Source organism: Caldimonas hydrothermalis, assembly GCF_056746695.1.
In genome coordinates this window covers 98,096-114,527 of record NZ_JBWQXA010000004.1, presented here as the reverse complement: position 1 = coordinate 114,527, position 16,432 = coordinate 98,096, and the positions used below count along the sequence as shown (strand labels likewise).

At 67.1% G+C, this 16,432-nt stretch carries 16 protein-coding genes; 7 read left to right on the top strand and 9 right to left on the bottom strand.

The features are described 5' to 3' along the window. Positions 1-35: 35 nt before the first annotated feature. Positions 36-914: an acyl-CoA thioesterase II gene (gene tesB, locus AC1ECW_RS07390; protein ID WP_409704467.1), complete on the top strand. Its 879-nt coding sequence runs from the start codon at positions 36-38 to the stop codon at positions 912-914. 19 nt (positions 915-933) lie between these two features. Here tesB and AC1ECW_RS07385 read toward each other — a convergent pair whose 3' ends face one another. Continuing rightward, on the bottom strand, positions 934-1,581 hold the full coding sequence (locus AC1ECW_RS07385; protein WP_409704469.1) for a LysE family translocator: 648 nt from the start codon (positions 1,579-1,581) through the stop codon (positions 934-936). A 101-nt stretch (positions 1,582-1,682) separates the two neighbouring features. Here AC1ECW_RS07385 and AC1ECW_RS07380 point away from each other — a divergent pair, with 101 nt between their 5' ends. Beyond that, entirely contained in the window at positions 1,683-2,243 is a 561-nt protein-coding gene (locus AC1ECW_RS07380; protein ID WP_481201534.1) for a peroxiredoxin, read from the top strand. Positions 2,244-2,328: 85 nt separating this feature from the next. On the opposite strand, the gene AC1ECW_RS07375 is transcribed toward AC1ECW_RS07380, so the two are convergent. Together AC1ECW_RS07375 and AC1ECW_RS07370 are read right to left on the bottom strand one after the other, a co-directional pair. Beyond that, the gene (locus tag AC1ECW_RS07375; RefSeq protein WP_481201533.1) at positions 2,329-3,603 is read right to left on the bottom strand and encodes an ATP-binding protein; all 1,275 of its coding nucleotides are present in this window, start codon (positions 3,601-3,603) and stop codon (positions 2,329-2,331) included. A gap of 59 nt (positions 3,604-3,662) precedes the next feature. Further along, complete coding sequence (locus AC1ECW_RS07370) at positions 3,663-4,331, bottom strand: response regulator transcription factor (RefSeq protein ID WP_481201532.1); 669 nt, start codon at positions 4,329-4,331, stop codon at positions 3,663-3,665. Positions 4,332-4,736: 405 nt separating this feature from the next. On the opposite strand from AC1ECW_RS07370, the gene AC1ECW_RS07365 reads away from it, so the two are divergent. Together AC1ECW_RS07365 and AC1ECW_RS07360 are read left to right on the top strand one after the other, a co-directional pair. Beyond that, entirely contained in the window at positions 4,737-5,462 is a 726-nt protein-coding gene (locus tag AC1ECW_RS07365; RefSeq protein ID WP_481201531.1) for a hypothetical protein, read from the top strand. Between the two features lie 76 nt (positions 5,463-5,538). After that, on the top strand, positions 5,539-6,258 hold the full coding sequence (locus tag AC1ECW_RS07360; protein WP_481201530.1) for a hypothetical protein: 720 nt from the start codon (positions 5,539-5,541) through the stop codon (positions 6,256-6,258). A gap of 73 nt (positions 6,259-6,331) precedes the next feature. Here the strand turns inward: AC1ECW_RS07360 and AC1ECW_RS07355 are convergent, their stop codons facing one another. Further along, complete coding sequence (locus AC1ECW_RS07355; RefSeq protein ID WP_481201529.1) at positions 6,332-7,528, bottom strand: DUF4382 domain-containing protein; 1,197 nt, start codon at positions 7,526-7,528, stop codon at positions 6,332-6,334. A 138-nt stretch (positions 7,529-7,666) separates the two neighbouring features. Between AC1ECW_RS07355 and AC1ECW_RS07350 the strand changes: the two genes are divergently transcribed. The 3 genes from AC1ECW_RS07350 to AC1ECW_RS07340 all read left to right on the top strand — a co-directional run bounded on the left by AC1ECW_RS07350 (position 7,667) and on the right by AC1ECW_RS07340 (position 10,611). Beyond that, positions 7,667-8,563, top strand: coding sequence for a LysR substrate-binding domain-containing protein (locus AC1ECW_RS07350; RefSeq protein ID WP_481201528.1), 897 nt, complete (start codon positions 7,667-7,669; stop codon positions 8,561-8,563). A gap of 105 nt (positions 8,564-8,668) precedes the next feature. After that, a complete protein-coding gene (locus AC1ECW_RS07345) occupies positions 8,669-9,646 on the top strand; it encodes a Bug family tripartite tricarboxylate transporter substrate binding protein (protein ID WP_481201527.1) in 978 nt (325 codons plus the stop codon). Further along, positions 9,646-10,611: a M14 family metallopeptidase gene (locus tag AC1ECW_RS07340; RefSeq protein ID WP_481201526.1), complete on the top strand. Its 966-nt coding sequence runs from the start codon at positions 9,646-9,648 to the stop codon at positions 10,609-10,611. The genes AC1ECW_RS07345 and AC1ECW_RS07340 overlap by 1 nt, the downstream gene beginning before the upstream one ends. Before the next feature lie 2 nt (positions 10,612-10,613). On the opposite strand, the gene AC1ECW_RS07335 is transcribed toward AC1ECW_RS07340, so the two are convergent. From AC1ECW_RS07335 to AC1ECW_RS07315, 5 genes are all read right to left on the bottom strand, one after another. Beyond that, positions 10,614-11,582 (bottom strand): hypothetical protein, encoded by a 969-nt coding sequence (locus AC1ECW_RS07335; protein WP_481201525.1) that lies wholly within the window; start codon positions 11,580-11,582, stop codon positions 10,614-10,616. Continuing rightward, positions 11,566-12,252, bottom strand: a complete 687-nt coding sequence (locus AC1ECW_RS07330) for a phosphoribosyltransferase (protein ID WP_481201524.1) — start codon at positions 12,250-12,252, stop codon at positions 11,566-11,568. Before AC1ECW_RS07330 ends, AC1ECW_RS07335 begins: the two co-directional genes overlap by 17 nt. Before the next feature lie 110 nt (positions 12,253-12,362). Further along, positions 12,363-12,839 (bottom strand): VOC family protein, encoded by a 477-nt coding sequence (locus AC1ECW_RS07325; RefSeq protein ID WP_409704485.1) that lies wholly within the window; start codon positions 12,837-12,839, stop codon positions 12,363-12,365. Continuing rightward, on the bottom strand, positions 12,836-14,869 hold the full coding sequence (accC, locus tag AC1ECW_RS07320) for an acetyl-CoA carboxylase biotin carboxylase subunit (protein ID WP_481201523.1): 2,034 nt from the start codon (positions 14,867-14,869) through the stop codon (positions 12,836-12,838). The genes AC1ECW_RS07325 and accC overlap by 4 nt, the downstream gene beginning before the upstream one ends. A gap of 18 nt (positions 14,870-14,887) precedes the next feature. After that, complete coding sequence (locus tag AC1ECW_RS07315; protein ID WP_409704489.1) at positions 14,888-16,420, bottom strand: acyl-CoA carboxylase subunit beta; 1,533 nt, start codon at positions 16,418-16,420, stop codon at positions 14,888-14,890. Between the last annotated feature and the right edge of the window lie 12 nt (positions 16,421-16,432).

The following is a 16,432-nucleotide window of genomic DNA, read 5'->3' as shown; positions in this document are numbered from 1 at the left end:
TAGCGCGTGATGCGCTGCCATGCCATCATCCCGGCATGAAACCCGTCGTCCAGGAACTCGTCGAGCTGCTGCAGGTCGAGCAGCTCGAGCTCAACCTCTTTCGCGGCGTCAGCGGCGACATCGGCAGCCCACGTGTCTTCGGCGGCCAGGTGCTGGGCCAGGCCTTGATGGCCGCCGCCCGCACGGTCGATCCTTCGCGCCGCGTGCACTCCTTGCACGCTTACTTCCTTCGGCCGGGGGACAAGAACGCCCGCATCGTGTACGACGTCGAGCGCATCCGCGACGGCGGCAGCTTCACCACACGGCGTGTGGTCGCCATCCAGCACGGGCAGCCCATCTTCAACTTCGCGGCGTCCTTCCATGTGAGGGAGGAGGGTGCCCACCACGCCAGCGTCATGCCACACGTGCCCGGCCCTGAAGGCCTGGTCAGTGAATGGCAGTTGCGCCAGGCTTGGCTGCACAAAGTGCCCGAGTCGCTGCGTGGCGTGCTGCATGCCGAAACCGCCATCGAGATCCGGCCTGTTGCGCCGCTGGATGCATTCGATCCACCACCCGCACCGCCGCGACACGATGCATGGCTGCGCGCGGCCGACCGGTTGCCGGATGATCCGGTGCTGCACCAGGCCATGCTGGCGTACTCGTCGGACTTCGGCCTGCTGCGCCCGGCGCTCATGCCTCACGGCTTGAGCTTCTACCAAGGCCACGTCCAGGTGGTCAGCCTCGACCATGCCATGTGGTTCCATGGGGACTTTCGCATGGACGAATGGCTGCTCTACATCACCGAATCGCCGTGGGCCGGTGCGGCGCGTGGCTTCAGCCGGGGGCAGATCTACACCCAAGATGGCCGCTTGATCGCCTCGGTGGCGCAAGAAGGTTTGATGCGGCAGACCTCGGTGGCCGAGCGTCGCCGCTGAGCCGCAGCGGCGAGCAGCCTCAGTGGCTCGGCCTCGGGGCCAGGGCCAAGCGCAGCCCAAACAGCAGCAGGGCGGCACCGGTCACCCCATTGAGCGCGCGCACGACCGGAGGGCGGCGCAGCCACTGCGCCAAAGGCCCAGTGAGGGCGATGAGCACGGCAAACCACAGCAAGCCCATCAGCGCGTGCACGCCGGCGAGCAAGACACTGAACACGAACACATCGGCCCCGGGCGGCACGAACTGCGGCAACAAGCTCACATAGAACACCCCCACCTTGGGGTTCAGCAGATTCGTGAGCAGCCCCCGCACGAACCAGTCCGAGCCGCCCGCGTTGGCCCCCTGCGGCAGGCCGCCAGGCGCAGCCGGCTGGGCCTTCAGCGCCGTCCACAGCATGCGTCCCCCCAGGTAGCACAAATACCCGGCCCCGGCGAACTGCAAGAGGGTGTAGGCCAGCGTCGAAAGCGCCAGCAACGCGCCCAAGCCTGCGGCGACGATCAGGCCCCAGGCCAGCACGCCGCACACGATGCCCAGGGCCGCGCGCCAGGCCGGCCGCGGGCCTTCCACGGCGGCCGTGCGCAGCACCAAAGCGGTGTCCAGACCCGGGGTGATCGTCAGCAGCGCAGCGGCGGCACCGAAAGCCAGCAAAGAGGTCAAGGCAGCGCTCATGAAAGACAAGACGGGGAGATTCTTTGAAAAACCATGCCCGTGAAACGGAGCCCCGTGTCGCTGGCATGATGGCCCATGACTGCATTTTCACAGAGGCCGCTATGCTGCGTGCAGCCACCGTCGATCGAAGGATGTTCGTCTTGGGCGTCTTGGCCTCGGCCCTGACCACGGCCCATGCCCAGCTCAAACCGGGCGAGCCGGCACCCGTGTTCACTTTGCAAGCCGCCCTCGGGGGGCGGGAGTTTCGATTCGACCTCTCGCAGACCTTGGCCAAAGGACCCGTGGTCCTGTACTTCTACCCGAAAGCCTTCACGGCAGGCTGTACGTATGAGGCCCAGTTGTTCGCCCAGGCCAGTGAGCGCTTTGCCGCTTTGGGCGCCACGGTGATCGGGGTGTCCAGCGATGACATCGACACGCTCAAGCGGTTCTCCGTCGAGGCCTGTCGCGATCGGTTCGCCGTGGGCGCCGACCCCGACGGGCGCATCATACGGGCCTACAAAGCCCAGATCGCCTCACGCCCGGACATGGCCGATCGCATCTCGTATGTCATCAGCCCCGAAGGCCGCATCATTCACGTTCACCACCACGCCAATCCAGAGGGGCATGTGGACGGCACCTTGGAAGCGGTCGAGCGGTGGAAGGCTCGACAGCAGCGACGTTGAGCCGCGACCTCGCGGCCGCCCACTCCTTCTGCGCATCATAAATTTGACATAATATACATTATCAACAATCTAGAGCATGGCGATCCTAGGGGGTGGGGTCCGAGGAGCTGCGCACCGTCGGTCGCCGAGTTTGCGACGGCGCTGCAGGCAGCTCCACCCGGGCCAGCAGGCCGCCTTCTGGCGCGGTGTCGAGCGTGAGCGTGCCTGCGTATGCTCGAATGCGATCGGCCGCGATGGCCAGGCCGAGTCCATGACCGGTACCGGATTGATCCAGACGGGCACCGCGGCCCAGGAGGTGTTCTCTTTGCTCGGGCGGGATGCCGGGCCCGTCATCGGCGACTTCGATGACGAGTCGCGCGTGTCGTTCGCGCGCTGTGATGCGAACATGCGCACGGGCCCAGTGCAGCGCATTTTCGGCCAGTGCGCTCAGGATTTCTGCCAGGTCCTCGGACTCACCACGAAAGATCAAGGCATCGTCCGCTTCGATGGTCAGTGTCTTCGTATGCCGTGCCGCTTGCGCGCGCAAGACCAGTGCCAGATCTTCCAGAACCGGCCCGAGCGCAGTGCGGGCGGCGGGGTTCAGACCAGCGTTGGTTGCTTGGGCGCGGCGCAAATGCCATCGGATCATCGCATCCATGCGTGCGATCAGCGCAGCGTCCTCGGCACTGGCCCGGTTGGCCAGCACGGCCAGTGGGGTCTTGAGCGCATGCGCCAGGTCGGCGGCTTGCGCCTTGGCTCGTGCGGCCTGCTCGGCGTTGACGTCCAGCAGTCGCTGCAGTTCGACAGCCAAGGGGCGAAGTTCGGCGACTTGGGTCGAAGGCAAGCCAGAGCTGCGGCCTTCACGCAAGGCAGCAAGGCCTGCAGCGAATTCACGCAGATCTCGCAGTCCCACGCGCACGGCCAGCAACAGCGCGGCCAGGATCGCACTGCCGAGCACCCAAAGCGACACCATCAGCGGCATGCGGATCGCGGAGAGCTCGGCCTGGACTTCGTCGTTGGGCAATGTCACCGTCACGCGCAGTGGTCTGGCATCGCCCGGTGCGGTGTAGGTTTCCTCATGTGCGCGCAACACCTCGCCGCCGGGCCCTTGCCGCCCCGGCGCCGACAGCTCGGCACCCAACAGCGATGACGACCGCGCAAGCACCGCGGTGCCGTCGGTCACCTGCCAATACCAACCCGAGTATGGGGCTTCGAAGCGGGGATCCGAGGGGCCGGGATGGACGGTCAAGCTGCCGGCTTCCAAATCGCTCCACTCGGAATCCGCCATCACAGCCCGCGCGGCTGCCGCCAGTTCGGCATCGAGCCGGTGCTCCACAAACCCTTGCAGCAAGGTCGAAATTCCCGCCCAGGCCGCCAGCAAAGCGGCTGCCGTCAAGCCGGCTCCCCAGGCCATGAGGCGGGCGTGAATCGACCGTGTTCTCATGACGGATCGTCGGGCAAGAGCCGGTACCCGACCCCCCGGTGCGTTTCGATCCGACTTTCACCGATTTTTCGCCGGATGCGACCGATCAGCACCTCGAGCGAGCGAAAGTCGCGCTCGCTGTCCCCGTCGTACACATGCTCGGCCAGCTCGGCGCGAGCGACCACCCTGCCCTTGTTCAGCATCAGGTGACGCAGCAATCGGGCCTCGAAATCCGTCAGGGGGATCGGCAGGCCTTCGAGCGTGATCTGGCCGGTGGACGTGTCGAGCACGAGTGCGCCGGCCGCCACCTCGGCCGCAGCATGGCCCGCAGCACGGCGGATCAGCGCGGCCAGACGCAGCACCAGTTCCTGCATACGAAACGGTTTGAGCACATAGTCGTCGGCGCCTGCACGAAAGCCTGCAACCTTGTCGGCCCAGGCATCGCGTGCGGTCAGGATCAACACGGGAAAAGTCAGCCCCGCAGTACGCCAGCTTCTGAGCACTTCGACACCGTCCAAGCCTGGCAAACCCAGGTCCAGCACCGCCACGCCGACAGTGCTCGTGGCACCCAGGAACTCAGCTTCCCGTCCTTCGTGGGCGATCAGCACTGCATGGCCCGCATCGGATAGCGCCGAAGCGATCTGGGCAGCCAGTTCGCGATCGTCCTCGGCCACCAGCACTTTCACGAGCGAGCTCCCGGAAGAATACGCGCGTCTGTTTGGCCCACGCCATGCACCTCGAGAAAGCGGCACCCCGGGCCGGTCAGCCGTATGCGCAGGACATTGCCTGCCGGTGTGCGCCATCGGATCTCCTGTACGAGGCCGCGGTCGGTGCTTTCGACGCGAAGAGCCTGCCCGCGGTAGCGGCCCGCCACACAGGCTATCGCAGTGGCCGGATCCAGTGGCGCAGCGTCAAGCGCAGCATCGGCCGCGGCATGGCCTGTCACAAGAAACATCAGCAAATAAGCATGGCGCAACACCTCGCAAGCGTACTACTGCAAACGCAACGAAAACCAAACGGCATGTTGCGCTTGGGTTGTGCCGGGCGCTGGCATCGTGGCGGCACTTCGTCACGAAGAAAGGAGTATTGCGATGAAGACTTTGCTTGCCATCTTTGCCTGCAGCGCCGTGTTCGTGGTCTCGTCCGCGGCGGCTCAACCGCCGGAACCGAATGCCGCCGGGGTCGGGGCCGCCGGTCCCTCGGGCCACCACTCGCCGGCCATGGGAGCCATCGGGAGCGCGGCGGCCCGCCATGGCATGACCCAGGGCGCGTGGGGCTATCCTTCGATCGAAGCCACGGTCAGCAGCTTGCTGCTCAGCCCGCACGCTGAGGTCGAGGGGTTGTTGCTGGCCAACGGCATGGTGGTGAAATGGCCCAAGCATCAAGGTGAGGAACTGGCCGCATTGGTCAAGCCCGGCATGGCGGTCCGGCTCGCCGGCCACTGGCACAAGCGTGGGCAGTTCAAGGCCTGGTCCATCACGTCCGCAGACCGTACCCTGGTGCGCACCGAACGGCCCTGGCCGCAGATGCCTGCCTCGATGCGCATCGGCCCCTTGCAGCCTTTGCAGATCAGCGGCACATTGCAGCACGTCATCGCTGGGCGACGTGGCGAACCCCAACGGCTGGTGCTCGATGCGGGCCAGCAGGTGCATCTGCCCAAGCATGCGGCGTGGATGCTGGGTTCGTCCTTGCAACCCGGCACGCCACTGCAGGTCGAAGGCTACGGCCGCCGAGGCCCGCAAGGATTGGCCATCGAGGCTGTACAGATCGCCGTTCGTGGCAGTGCACCTGTTGTGCTGTACCCAGGTGCTCGCTGAGCGTCGTTCGCCGCCCCGCCAAGGCCATGCAGACCGGTTGCGGCTGGACGGTCCGCATCCCGAAAAGGAGTTTCGAGTGAAGCGCATCTTGGTCATGGTGGCCGTGGGCGGTGCTCTGATCGCCCCGACGGCCAGAGCCCAGATGGCGGCACCCGGGCCGCCACCTGGCGCGATGCTCGCGCCACCGCCTGTGGTATTTGCCGCCGCTCCAGCCTCAGGTGCGGGCGCGCCCGCGGCCGCGCTGCCGCCCGAGCTGAAAGGCCTGGGCGTGCAGCAGCACCACGTGCGGCGAGAGTCAGGCCGTCATGGCGCCGAGGAGCATCATTACCTGCGCTTGGGCGATGGCCGCTGGATACGCGCCAAGGTGCGAGCAACACGGCTCATCGAAGTGCAAGGCGAGGCGGTGCCTCCAACCGCGGCGCAGGCCGTGCTGCCACCTTCGCTGCATCGTGCGCGCGAACTCGCTCAACTGAAGGTCATTACCGAAGTGTCGATCAAGCCGCGTGGAGAAATCAGCGTCGAAGGCAAGGCGGGCGATGGTAGCCGTATCGAGGTGGAATACGACCGCTTGGCCCGGCTGCTGAAATATGAGCGAGCGCATGAAAGCGATCGACACAGCCTGACAGACATGCAGGTGCGCGAGCTGCTCGTGGCGCTGAAGTACCGCGACGTTGCCATCGTGCACCGGGGTCGGCGCTACGTGGACGCGATCGCCATCAATGCATACGCAGAGCGTGTCGAGGTCCGGATCAACGACCGCGGGACCGTCGATCGCGAGCGAATGTTGGCGCCCTGACGATGCGCCCCGATGAAGACAGGGCCGCGGCCCGGCACGGGCGACGGCCCTGAGGGGAGTCAACGCCTGGGGTTCAGGGCGCGAAACTGAAGTCCACGGTCTGCTCCGACAGGGACAGGTCGACCGGTGCCGTCTGGTCCGCCTTGCCGGGCGCGCGCGCCTGCAAGGTGTACCGCGCAGCCGCAGCGGTGTCTGCGGTGAAGGTGTAGCTCGTGGCCGAGGCACTGTAGGCCGTGTGGGCCGGTGCGGCGATCGGCAGGCTGAACTCGTATGCACCCGTGTCTGCATCCACCGGACGGGCACTCCACTCGATGGTGCGGCCGCCGACCGCCTGCAGGGCACGCACGAAGGCGCCGTCGGGCACTTCGGACGAGCCGCTGAGGCCAACCGTGCCCGAAACCCTGCGCATGGCGCTGGCCGTCAGGGCGATCGGCGCAGAGGCCGGGTTGATCGTCGTGCGGGCAGTGTCCGATACCGGAACGCCGGTCATGACCAACGTGACCCGCCCGTCGGCGGCGATCACCAGGTCGTAGCTGCCGGCCGGCACAGGCGACAGCAGGAAACGGCCTTGTGCATCCGTCACGGTGGCACGCACGACTTCACCTTGCTGCTGCAGCGAGACGGCCGCGCCGGTGGGCGGGAGGCCCGCCAGATGACCTTCCACCGCCAGGCCGCCGTTGTCAATGCGGGGCAAGGCCCTCAGGACCGGCTTGAGCAGATAGCGACCGGACTGCCCTGCCCGCACCACCGACCTGCAGGCATCGAAGTCCAGCACCACGTCGGCCCTCTCGCCCTCCTCCACGGTGATGTTCACCGGGATCTTCAGGCCCGTCTGCTGCCCGCTGGGTGTTTGGAGGGCCACTTCGCCGCCGCTGGTCAGGACGACCGAGTTGGCCGGCGGGCGGGTGGCACCGTTGGCTGCCAGCACCAGCCGCAACTGGGTGTAGGTGCCGGCGGGCAGGGTCGTCGTGCCCAGCTCTTCCAGCACACCATTGGTGAGCGTGAGCAGGTCGATCCGACGAGGCGGGTCGAGCACCAGGCTCTGCCAGCCGCCGTCGTTGTCGTTGGCATCGCTGCTGCGGTGCACGTCCACCCGCACCACGGTCACGTTCACCTCGTCATAGCCGCAGGCGGGCGCGTCGGTCAGTGCCACACGCAAGCTGCCTTCGCCCGAGGCCGAAGAGCCCCCGCCTCCACCACATGCGGCGGCAAAGGCGGCAACGAACAGAACGGCGCAGGCCGTTCGAAAATGCGTCCAGAAGAGCTTCATGGTGCCAACGACTCCGTTCTATGGTGCGATGAATGGGAGGTTATCCCATCCAAAAGGGCGTGAGTGACCCGGCGACGTCACAATCGTTTCCGGTCGTAATGAGCCGCCCCTACTTCGTGTCCTCTCTGAAAGCGTCCCATGCAACTCAAATGGCTCGAAGACCTGCTGGCACTGGCGCAGGCCGGTACCCTGGCCAAAGCCGCCCAGCAACGACACGTCACCCACCCGGCCTTCGGACGGCGCATCCGTGCCCTCGAGGCCTGGGCGGGCACGCCCTTGATCGACCGCGCTGCCACCACCTTGCGCTTCACACCCGAGGGCCAGGCCATGCTGGAAGCCGCCCGTGAGGCGCTTGCCGCCCTGGCGACCGCACGCCGGCGGCCTGTCGGTGACACAGAAGACCTCCCGCTTCGCATTGCCACGGGACGCACCCTTGCCCGCACCCTGTTCGCCACGTGGTACGCACGCATGGCACCCTTGATCGGATCGCGCCCGGTGCAGGTATCGACCCGGGTGGTGCAGGAAACGACCAGCCTCCTTGAGAACGGCGCCGCCGACTTCATGCTCACCTACTTCCATCCCGTGCTCGCTTTGCGGCTGGACCCGCGCCGCTTCACCCACCTGCGCCTCGCCGACGAAGCTTTGTGGCCCGTGAGCGCGCCCGACGACCAAGGGCGTGCACTGCATGCGCTGTCGCGCCGCTGCCCGTCTCCCTGGCTGCCGTACACCACCAGCCTGGCGCTGGGGCGGCTCCTGGAAGACCACCTGCACAGCCAGCTCAAGCCGCCTCGGCTGCGCACGGCCATCGAGTGCGACTCGGCCGATGCCGCCCACGAGTTTGCGCTGCGCGGTTTCGGCATCGCCTGGCTGCCCCGCTCCATGGTGGCGGCCGACTGCCGTGCCGGCCGGCTACACAAGCTGGGGGACCGCAGTGACGAGATCCGTCTGGAAGTGCGCCTGTACCGTCCACGCCGAAGGCTGCCTGCCTGGGTGGAGGCGCTCTGGGAAGCCAGTGCCGACATGACTTCCGAGTGAAGGTGCAGTGTGCTGAACAGGCACGACAATGTGCCGGATCGGCACATCCGCGAAGTGGCCGGAACCGATCATTGACGTCATCCACCCACCAGAAGGAGACGCCCCATGCAACTCACCCGCCGCGCCTTCCAGGCCCTGGCTGCCACGGCTGTGCTGCTTTCCGCCCCCGCCTGGGCCCAGTCGGGCCCTTACCCCAGCCGCCCGATCACGATGCTGATCGGCTATCCGCCGGGCGGCAGCACCGACCTGACCGGACGCACCGTGGCCGACGAGCTGGCCCGCATCCTCAAGACCACGGTCGTGGTAGAGAATCTTGGAGGTGCCGGTGGCGCTCTGGCGGCGCAGAAGCTCATCGCCGCACCGGCAGATGGCTACACGCTGATGGTGGGAGCCAACAATGAGCTGATCATCAACCAGCACATCAACCGGCAGATCAAGTACGACGGGCTGAAGGACTTCACGCCCATCGGCCTGGTGGCCTCCCAGCCCCTGGTGCTGGTGGCCTCGCCGAAGGCCGGGGTGAAGACCACTGCCGAGTTCGTCGAGAAAGTCAGGCGTCAGCCCGGCCAGTTCAGCTACGGCAGCTCGGGCGTGGGCACCTCCCTGCATCTCGCCGGTGAACTGGTGAAGGAACGCGCCGGACTGGACCTGGTCCACGTGCCCTACCGTGGCGTGGCCCCGCTCACGACCGACCTGCTGGGCAACACCATTGAATATGGCGTCTATGTGCTCTCGTCGGGGCTGCCGCATATCCGCGCCGGCAAGGTGACGGCCCTCGGCACCACGGAGGCGAAGCGCTCGGCCCTCACCCCCGACATCCCCGCGCTGTCCGAACACCCGGCCATGAAGGACATCGACGTGAGCACCTGGTTCATGCTCGTCGGCCCGCCGGGTCTGCCCCAGCCAGTCGTTCAGACCCTGCAGGCAGCCCTGGACGAGGCGCTGAAGGCGCCGGCGCTGCGCCAGAAGCTCGAGGCATCCGGATCCACCGTGGTGAACGCCCAGCCGGACCTGCGCGCCTTCATGACCGCAGAATCCGCGAAGTTCAAGCGCATGGCCGAAGTGGCCAAGATCGAGCCCTGATGCCCATGACCGAGTTCCTGCTGCCCGCTCCCGACCTGTCCCGCTGGCGCGCCGGCAACACCGGCACCGAAGGCGTCTGGCGCTTCGAGGGGGCGCAACCGGGCCCCAAGGTGGCCGTCGCAGCCCTCATCCACGGCAACGAGCTGTGCGGTGCCTGGGCGGTGGCCGGCCTGCTGGAGCAGTTGGCCCACGGTCTGCGCGTGCGCCGTGGTCAGCTGACCCTGCTGCTGTGCAACCTGGCCGCCTTCGACCGCTTCGACCCGGGCGCGCCCGATGCCTCGCGCTTCGTCGAAGAAGACCTCAATCGGCAGTGGAGCCTGGATCGCATGGCCTCGGCCAGCAGCCTGGAGCGGCGCCGCGCCGCCCAGTTGCGGCCCTGGCTGGAAGACGCCGACCTTTTGCTCGACCTGCATTCCATGCACGAGCCGGGCAGCCCGTTGCTGCTCACCGGCACCCTGCCGCGGAACGTCGCCTTTGCGCGCCGGCTCGGCCTGGGCGGCCATATCGTGATCGACGCCGGGCATGCGGAGGGCACCCGGCTGCGCGACTTCGGTGCCTTCGGTGAGCCGCAGGGCTCGGCCCAGTCGCTGCTGATCGAATGCGGCTACCACGGTGACCCGTACAGCCGCCATGTGGCCGAAGATGCGGTCTACCGCCTGATGCAGTGCGCGGGCTGTGTCGACGAAACGGCCCTGCCACCGCAGTGGCGCCTGGACACCGAACCTGCACGCTGGTCCCTGACGGTGACCGACGCCGTGGTGGCGCGCAGCCTCGATTTCCAGTTCGCGCAGCCCTGGCGCAACCTCGAGGTGCTGCCTCACCAGGGCACGCTCATCGGCACCAATGCCGGCGAGCCGGTCCTCAGTCCCTATGACGATTGCGCGCTGGTGATGCCCTCGCTGCGCCAGTTGCGCCCGGGCGTGACGGTGGTGCGTCTGGCGAGGCGTACAGCACTGCAGGATTGAGCTCAGACCGGCAGCCGCCAATCCATCTGGTCTAGGGCCGTCAGGAAATCAGGCACCCGGTCGGGTTCCAGGTGATCGATGCCTCCGGCTCCTGCCCGGCCACCACCGCCAAAACGTCGGCATAGTGCCTCGGCACTGCCGGCGCAGTCCCGAGGTGCACGCAGGCTGACCAGAAACCCGCCTTGCGCCTGCGCCTTGAGGACGGCCTGCGCTCGCGCCGGATCGCGCAGCACCATCTCGTTGGCCAGCACTCCCACCACGCGCCGGCTCCAGGGCGTGTCGGGCAGTTCCCGCACCACGGCCTGCGCACTCTCCCAGCGCAGCGGGGCCCGAAGGCCTTGCTCGAGGTCGCTGCGGCGGCGCTCGTCGAGCTGTGCGAACACCGGGTCGCCGGCCCAGGCCTGCAAAGGGTCGGGATGGCACCGCAGGTGTTCGAACAGTTCTGCCGGCGCAATCAGCACATCGGCGGGGGTGTCGCCGTAGGCGTTGTAGTTGATGGCCTCGCCCAGGCGTCGCAGCACAGCCCGTTGCGTGGCATCCCAGCCACCGGCCTGCGCGAGCCGGTCGGCCTCGGCGCCCAGGTTGTCACCATAGGCGCCCACCAACGCCCAGGCACGATGGCGCCCCTGGAGGAAACGATCCATCAACAGGCTGGTGCACAGACGCGGGTCGCCGTCGAGGTGGGCCTGCAGGTGCGGATGCACGGGCACCTCGCCGGGATGATGGTGATCGAAATAGCGCACGCGCGCTCCCTGCGCCAGCAGCCGCCGCAGCGCCGCGCCGTTGCGTTGCATGGACACGTCACACACCAGCACGTCGTCCCCCGGGCCGGCCTGCACCCGCTCCAGCAGTTCGATGTCGCGTTTCAGCCCGGTGACCAGTTCTGCTTGGGCCGGATGGGCCAGACGCCACTGCACGACGGCGCACAGCCCGTCGGCATCGCCATTGCAGACGTCAATCCGGCGAGGCATCGAGTGGTCCTCCGGCACGGGCCGCACGGTCGTGGGCGGCCAGGGCATCCATCACTTCGCTGTCGGGCACTTGGTGGAAGTCCCGGTAATGGGCTCCCACCCCACGGAACCCTGCCGGCCGGCTCAGGCAGACGATGCGTTCGGCCTGCCCTTCCAGCAAGGCCAGGCTGTCGGGCGCCGCCACCGGCACGGCCAGGACCACCGCGGCCGGCTGCGCTTCGCGCAGGCCGCGCAGGGCGGCCCGCATCGTCGTGCCGGTGGCCATGCCGTCATCCACGACAATCACCGTGCGGCCCTTCAGGGGGGGCAGGGGCTTGCCACGGCGGTAGTGTTCGCGCCGACGCGCAATCTCCACAAGCGCCTGGCGCTCCTGGTCGGCAAGGTAGCGGGCATCGGCCCCGGTGTGGAGGCACAGGGCCTCATCCACCACCGTCTGGGGCGGGTTGCCTTCGACGACGGCAGCCACCGCGAGCTCAGGCTGGCCCGGGGCACCGATCTTGCGCACCAGCAGCAGATCCAGCGGCGCTACCAGCCGCCTCGCGATGGGCGCAGCCACCAGCACACCACCGCGCGGCAGGGCCAGCACCACCGGATGCCGGTGCCGCAGGTCTTCGAGCCGATCGGCAAGTCGTTCCCCCGCTTTCCATCGGTCCGTGAATGCAGGTTCCATGGGCCGTGTCTCCCATGGCAAGCATAAATCCATTTTCTGGGCTGGCTGCGGGGGCGAGGGTGCAGCCCGGCGCGGCGGTCGATCCGCGTGCAGCCGCCCCCGCATGCCGCTCATGACAACGCGGCGATGACCTCGGGCGGGGCCTGGACGAGTTCGATCAGAACGCCCTCCCCGCCCAGCGGGAACTCGTCATTGCCCTTGGGGTGGACGAAGCAGATGTCGTGACCGGCGGCGCCCTTGCGGATGCCGCCGGGGGCGAAGCGCAATCCCTTGGCACTCAGCCAGGCCACGGCCTGGGGCAGGTCGTCCACCCACAGGCCCACGTGGTTCAGCGGCGTGGTGTGCACCGCGGGCTTCTTGTCGGGGTCCAGCGGCTGCATCAGGTCCACCTCCACCGCCGTGGGGCCGTGACCGAGCTCACAAATGTCTTCATCGACGTTCTCGCGTTCGGAGACGAAGCGGCTCTTGACGTTCAGCCCCAGCAGGTCCACCCACAGCGCACGCAGGCGCTGCTTGTCGGGCCCGCCGATGGCGATCTGCTGGATGCCCAGCACCCGGAAAGGTCTGTCGAGGGGGGCGGTGCTCATTCGAACCTCAGGATGGGTTGGTCCACCGACAGGCTCTCGCCGGGTGCCGCCAGGATCTCGGCCACCACGCCGTCACGCGCGGCGGTGAGGATGTTCTCCATCTTCATGGCTTCGATCACCGCCAGGCGCTCGCCGGCTTGCACGGCCTGTCCCACCTGCACCTGCACCTGCGTGAGCAGGCCGGGCATCGGCGAGAGGAGGAACTTGCTCGTGTCCGGCGGCGCCTTGTAGGGCATCAGCTTGAAGAGCTCGGCCCCGCGCGGCGACAGCACCTGGGCGTCGATGCGCACACCGTTGTGCATCACCTGCAGCCACACGCCGTGGCGTTCGATCTGTGCCGTGAAGGGCTGGCCATTGCAGCAGCCGCTCGCGCGCACCCCACCGAAACGCCAGTCCTTGTCGATCTCGTAGCAGCGCTCACCGATATGGACCGTGATCGCCCCGCCGCCGTTGCCGGCCACCCGCACCGGATGGTAGGCGTGCTGCCCTTGATCGCCCTTGACGACCACGACATGGTCGATCGCCGTGCGCGCCTCATGGCCCGACATCTGACCGCTGATGCCCATCGCCCGGTCCCGGTACTTGCGATGGGCCGCGGCAGCCAGCGCCACCGGGAACAGGGGATCCTCATGCGTCACGCTGCGGGTGGAGAAGCCCTGGGGGTAGTGCTGCGCGATGAAGCCGGTGTTGAAGCGTCCGGCTTGGAAATCGGGATGTGCCAGCAGCGCCGCCTGGAAGGGGATGTTGCTGGCCACCCCGCGGATCACGAAACCGTTGAGGGCCTCGCGCATCTTTGCAATGGCTTCGGCTCGATCGCGCCCATGCACAATGAGCTTGGCGATCATCGAGTCGTAGTACATCGGGATCTCGCCGCCTTCATAGACGCCGGTATCCACCCTCACCCCGCCGCCGTCGGGCACGGACTGTGCGGCCTCCATCGTGGTGGGTGGCGGCAGGTAGCGCACCAGCCGTCCGGTGGAGGGCAGGAAATTGCGGAAGGGATCTTCGGCGTTGATGCGGCATTCCATCGCCCAACCGCGGCGAGCGATGTCGCCTTGGCCGAACGGCAGCTTCTCACCGGCGGCCACGCGAATCATCAGCTCCACCAGGTCGAGCCCGGTGATGCATTCGGTCACCGGGTGCTCCACCTGCAACCGGGTGTTCATCTCCAGGAAGTAGAAGCTCTGGTCTTTGCCGACCACGAACTCCACCGTGCCCGCGCTCTGGTACTTCACGGCCTTCGCCAGCGCCACGGCCTGCTCGCCCATGGCTTGGCGGGTGGCCTCGCTGATGAAGGGGCTGGGGGCTTCCTCGATCACCTTCTGGTGGCGGCGCTGGATGGAGCACTCGCGCTCCCACAGGTAGACCACGTTGCCGTGGGCGTCGCCCAGCACCTGGATCTCGATGTGCCTGGGCTCCTCGACGAACTTCTCGATAAAGACGCGATCATCGCCGAAGCTGTTGCGCGCCTCGTTCCGGCACGAGGTGAAGCCCTCATGGGCTTCCTTGTCGTTGAAGGCCACGCGCAGGCCCTTGCCGCCACCGCCGGCGCTCGCTTTGATCATCACCGGGTAGCCGATCTCGCGGGCGATCTCCACGGCGCGCTCGGGCGACTCGATCGCGTCGTTCCAGCCCGGAATGGTGTTGACACCGGCTTGTCTGGCCAGATTCTTCGAGGCGATCTTGTCGCCCATCGCAGCGATGGAATAGTGCTTCGGGCCGATGAAGACCAGGCCCTGTTCTTCCACGCGGCGGGCAAAGTCCTCGTTTTCGGACAGGAAGCCGTAGCCCGGATGGATGGCCTGGGCCCCCGTGCTCTTGGCCGCGGCAATGATCTTGTCGGCCACCAGGTAAGACTCGCGGCTGGGCGCTGGGCCCAGCAGCACGGCCTCGTCGGCCAGCTCCACGTGCAAGGCGTACTTGTCGGCCTCGGAATACACGGCCACCGTCTGGATGCCGAGCTTCTTGGCGGTCTTGATGACGCGGCAGGCGATTTCGCCCCGGTTCGCGATCAGTATCTTCTTGAACATGTTGAGACTCCCGGGCGGTCAGAGGGGGATGTTCCCGTGCTTGCGCCAGGGGTTGTCGAGCTTCTTGTCCTTGAGCATCGCCAGGCTGCGGCAGATGCGCTTGCGGGTTTCGTGGGGCTGGATCACGTCGTCGATGTAGCCCCGCGCGCCGGCCACGAAGGGGTTGGCAAAGCGCGCCTTGTACTCGGCCTCGCGGGCGGCGAGCTTGGCCGGGTCGGACTTGTCCTCGCGGAAGATGATCTCCACCGCGCCCTTGGCGCCCATCACCGCGATCTCGGCGTTCGGCCAGGCCAGGTTCACGTCACCGCGCAGGTGCTTGGAGGCCATCACGTCGTAGGCGCCGCCATAGGCCTTGCGGGTGATGATGGTGATCTTGGGCACCGTGGCCTCGGCATAGGCATAGAGTAGCTTGGCGCCGTGCTTGATGATGCCGCCGTACTCCTGGCTGGTGCCGGGCATGAATCCGGGCACGTCGACGAAGGTGACCACCGGGATGTTGAAGGCATCGCAAAAGCGCACGAAGCGCGCGGCCTTGATCGAGCTCTTGATGTCCAGGCAGCCCGCCAGCACCAGGGGCTGGTTGGCCACGAAGCCCACGCTTTGTCCATCCATGCGGCCAAAGCCGATCACAATGTTTTGCGCATAGTCGGGCTGCAGCTCGAAGAAGTCACCATCGTCCACCACCTTCAGGATGGCTTCCTTGATGTCGTAGGGCTTGTTGGGGTTCTCGGGCACCAGGGTGTCGAGCGAATGGTCCAGCCGGTGGGCCGGGTCGCCGCTGGGTCGCACGGGGGCCTTCTCGCGGTTGTTCAGCGGGAGGTAGTTGAAGAAGCGCCGCAGCATCTGCAGCGCCTCGACGTCGTTCTCGAAGGCCAGGTCGGCCACGCCGCTCCTGGTGGTGTGGGTGGTGGCGCCACCGAGTTGCTCGGCCGTCACTTCCTCGTGCGTGACGGTCTTCACCACCTCGGGGCCGGTCACGAACATGTACGACGAATCCTTGACCATGAAGATGAAGTCGGTCATGGCCGGGCTGTAGACGGCTCCGCCGGCGCACGGCCCCATGATCAGGCTGATCTGCGGGATCACCCCACTGGCCAGCACGTTGCGCTGGAACACCTCGGCATACCCCCCCAACGAGGCCACGCCTTCCTGGATGCGGGCGCCGCCCGAATCGTTCAGGCCGATCACCGGTGCGCCCACCTTCATCGCCTGATCCATCACCTTGCAGATCTTCTCGGCATGCGCCTCGGACAGCGCGCCGCCAAAGACGGTGAAATCCTGGCTGAACACGAACACCAGGCGGCCGTTGATGGTGCCGTAGCCGGTGACGACCCCATCGCCGGGGATCTTGGTGTCGGCCATGCCGAAGTCGGCACAGCGGTGTTCCACGAACATGTCCCATTCCTCGAAGCTGCCGTCATCGAGCAGCAGCTCCAGGCGCTCGCGCGCCGTCAGCTTGCCCTTGGCATGCTGGGCATCGATGCGCTTTTGGCCCCCGCCCAGGCGGGCGGCAGCACGCTTTCTTTCCAGTTCTTCGAGGATGTGTTGCATGAGGACTCCGTC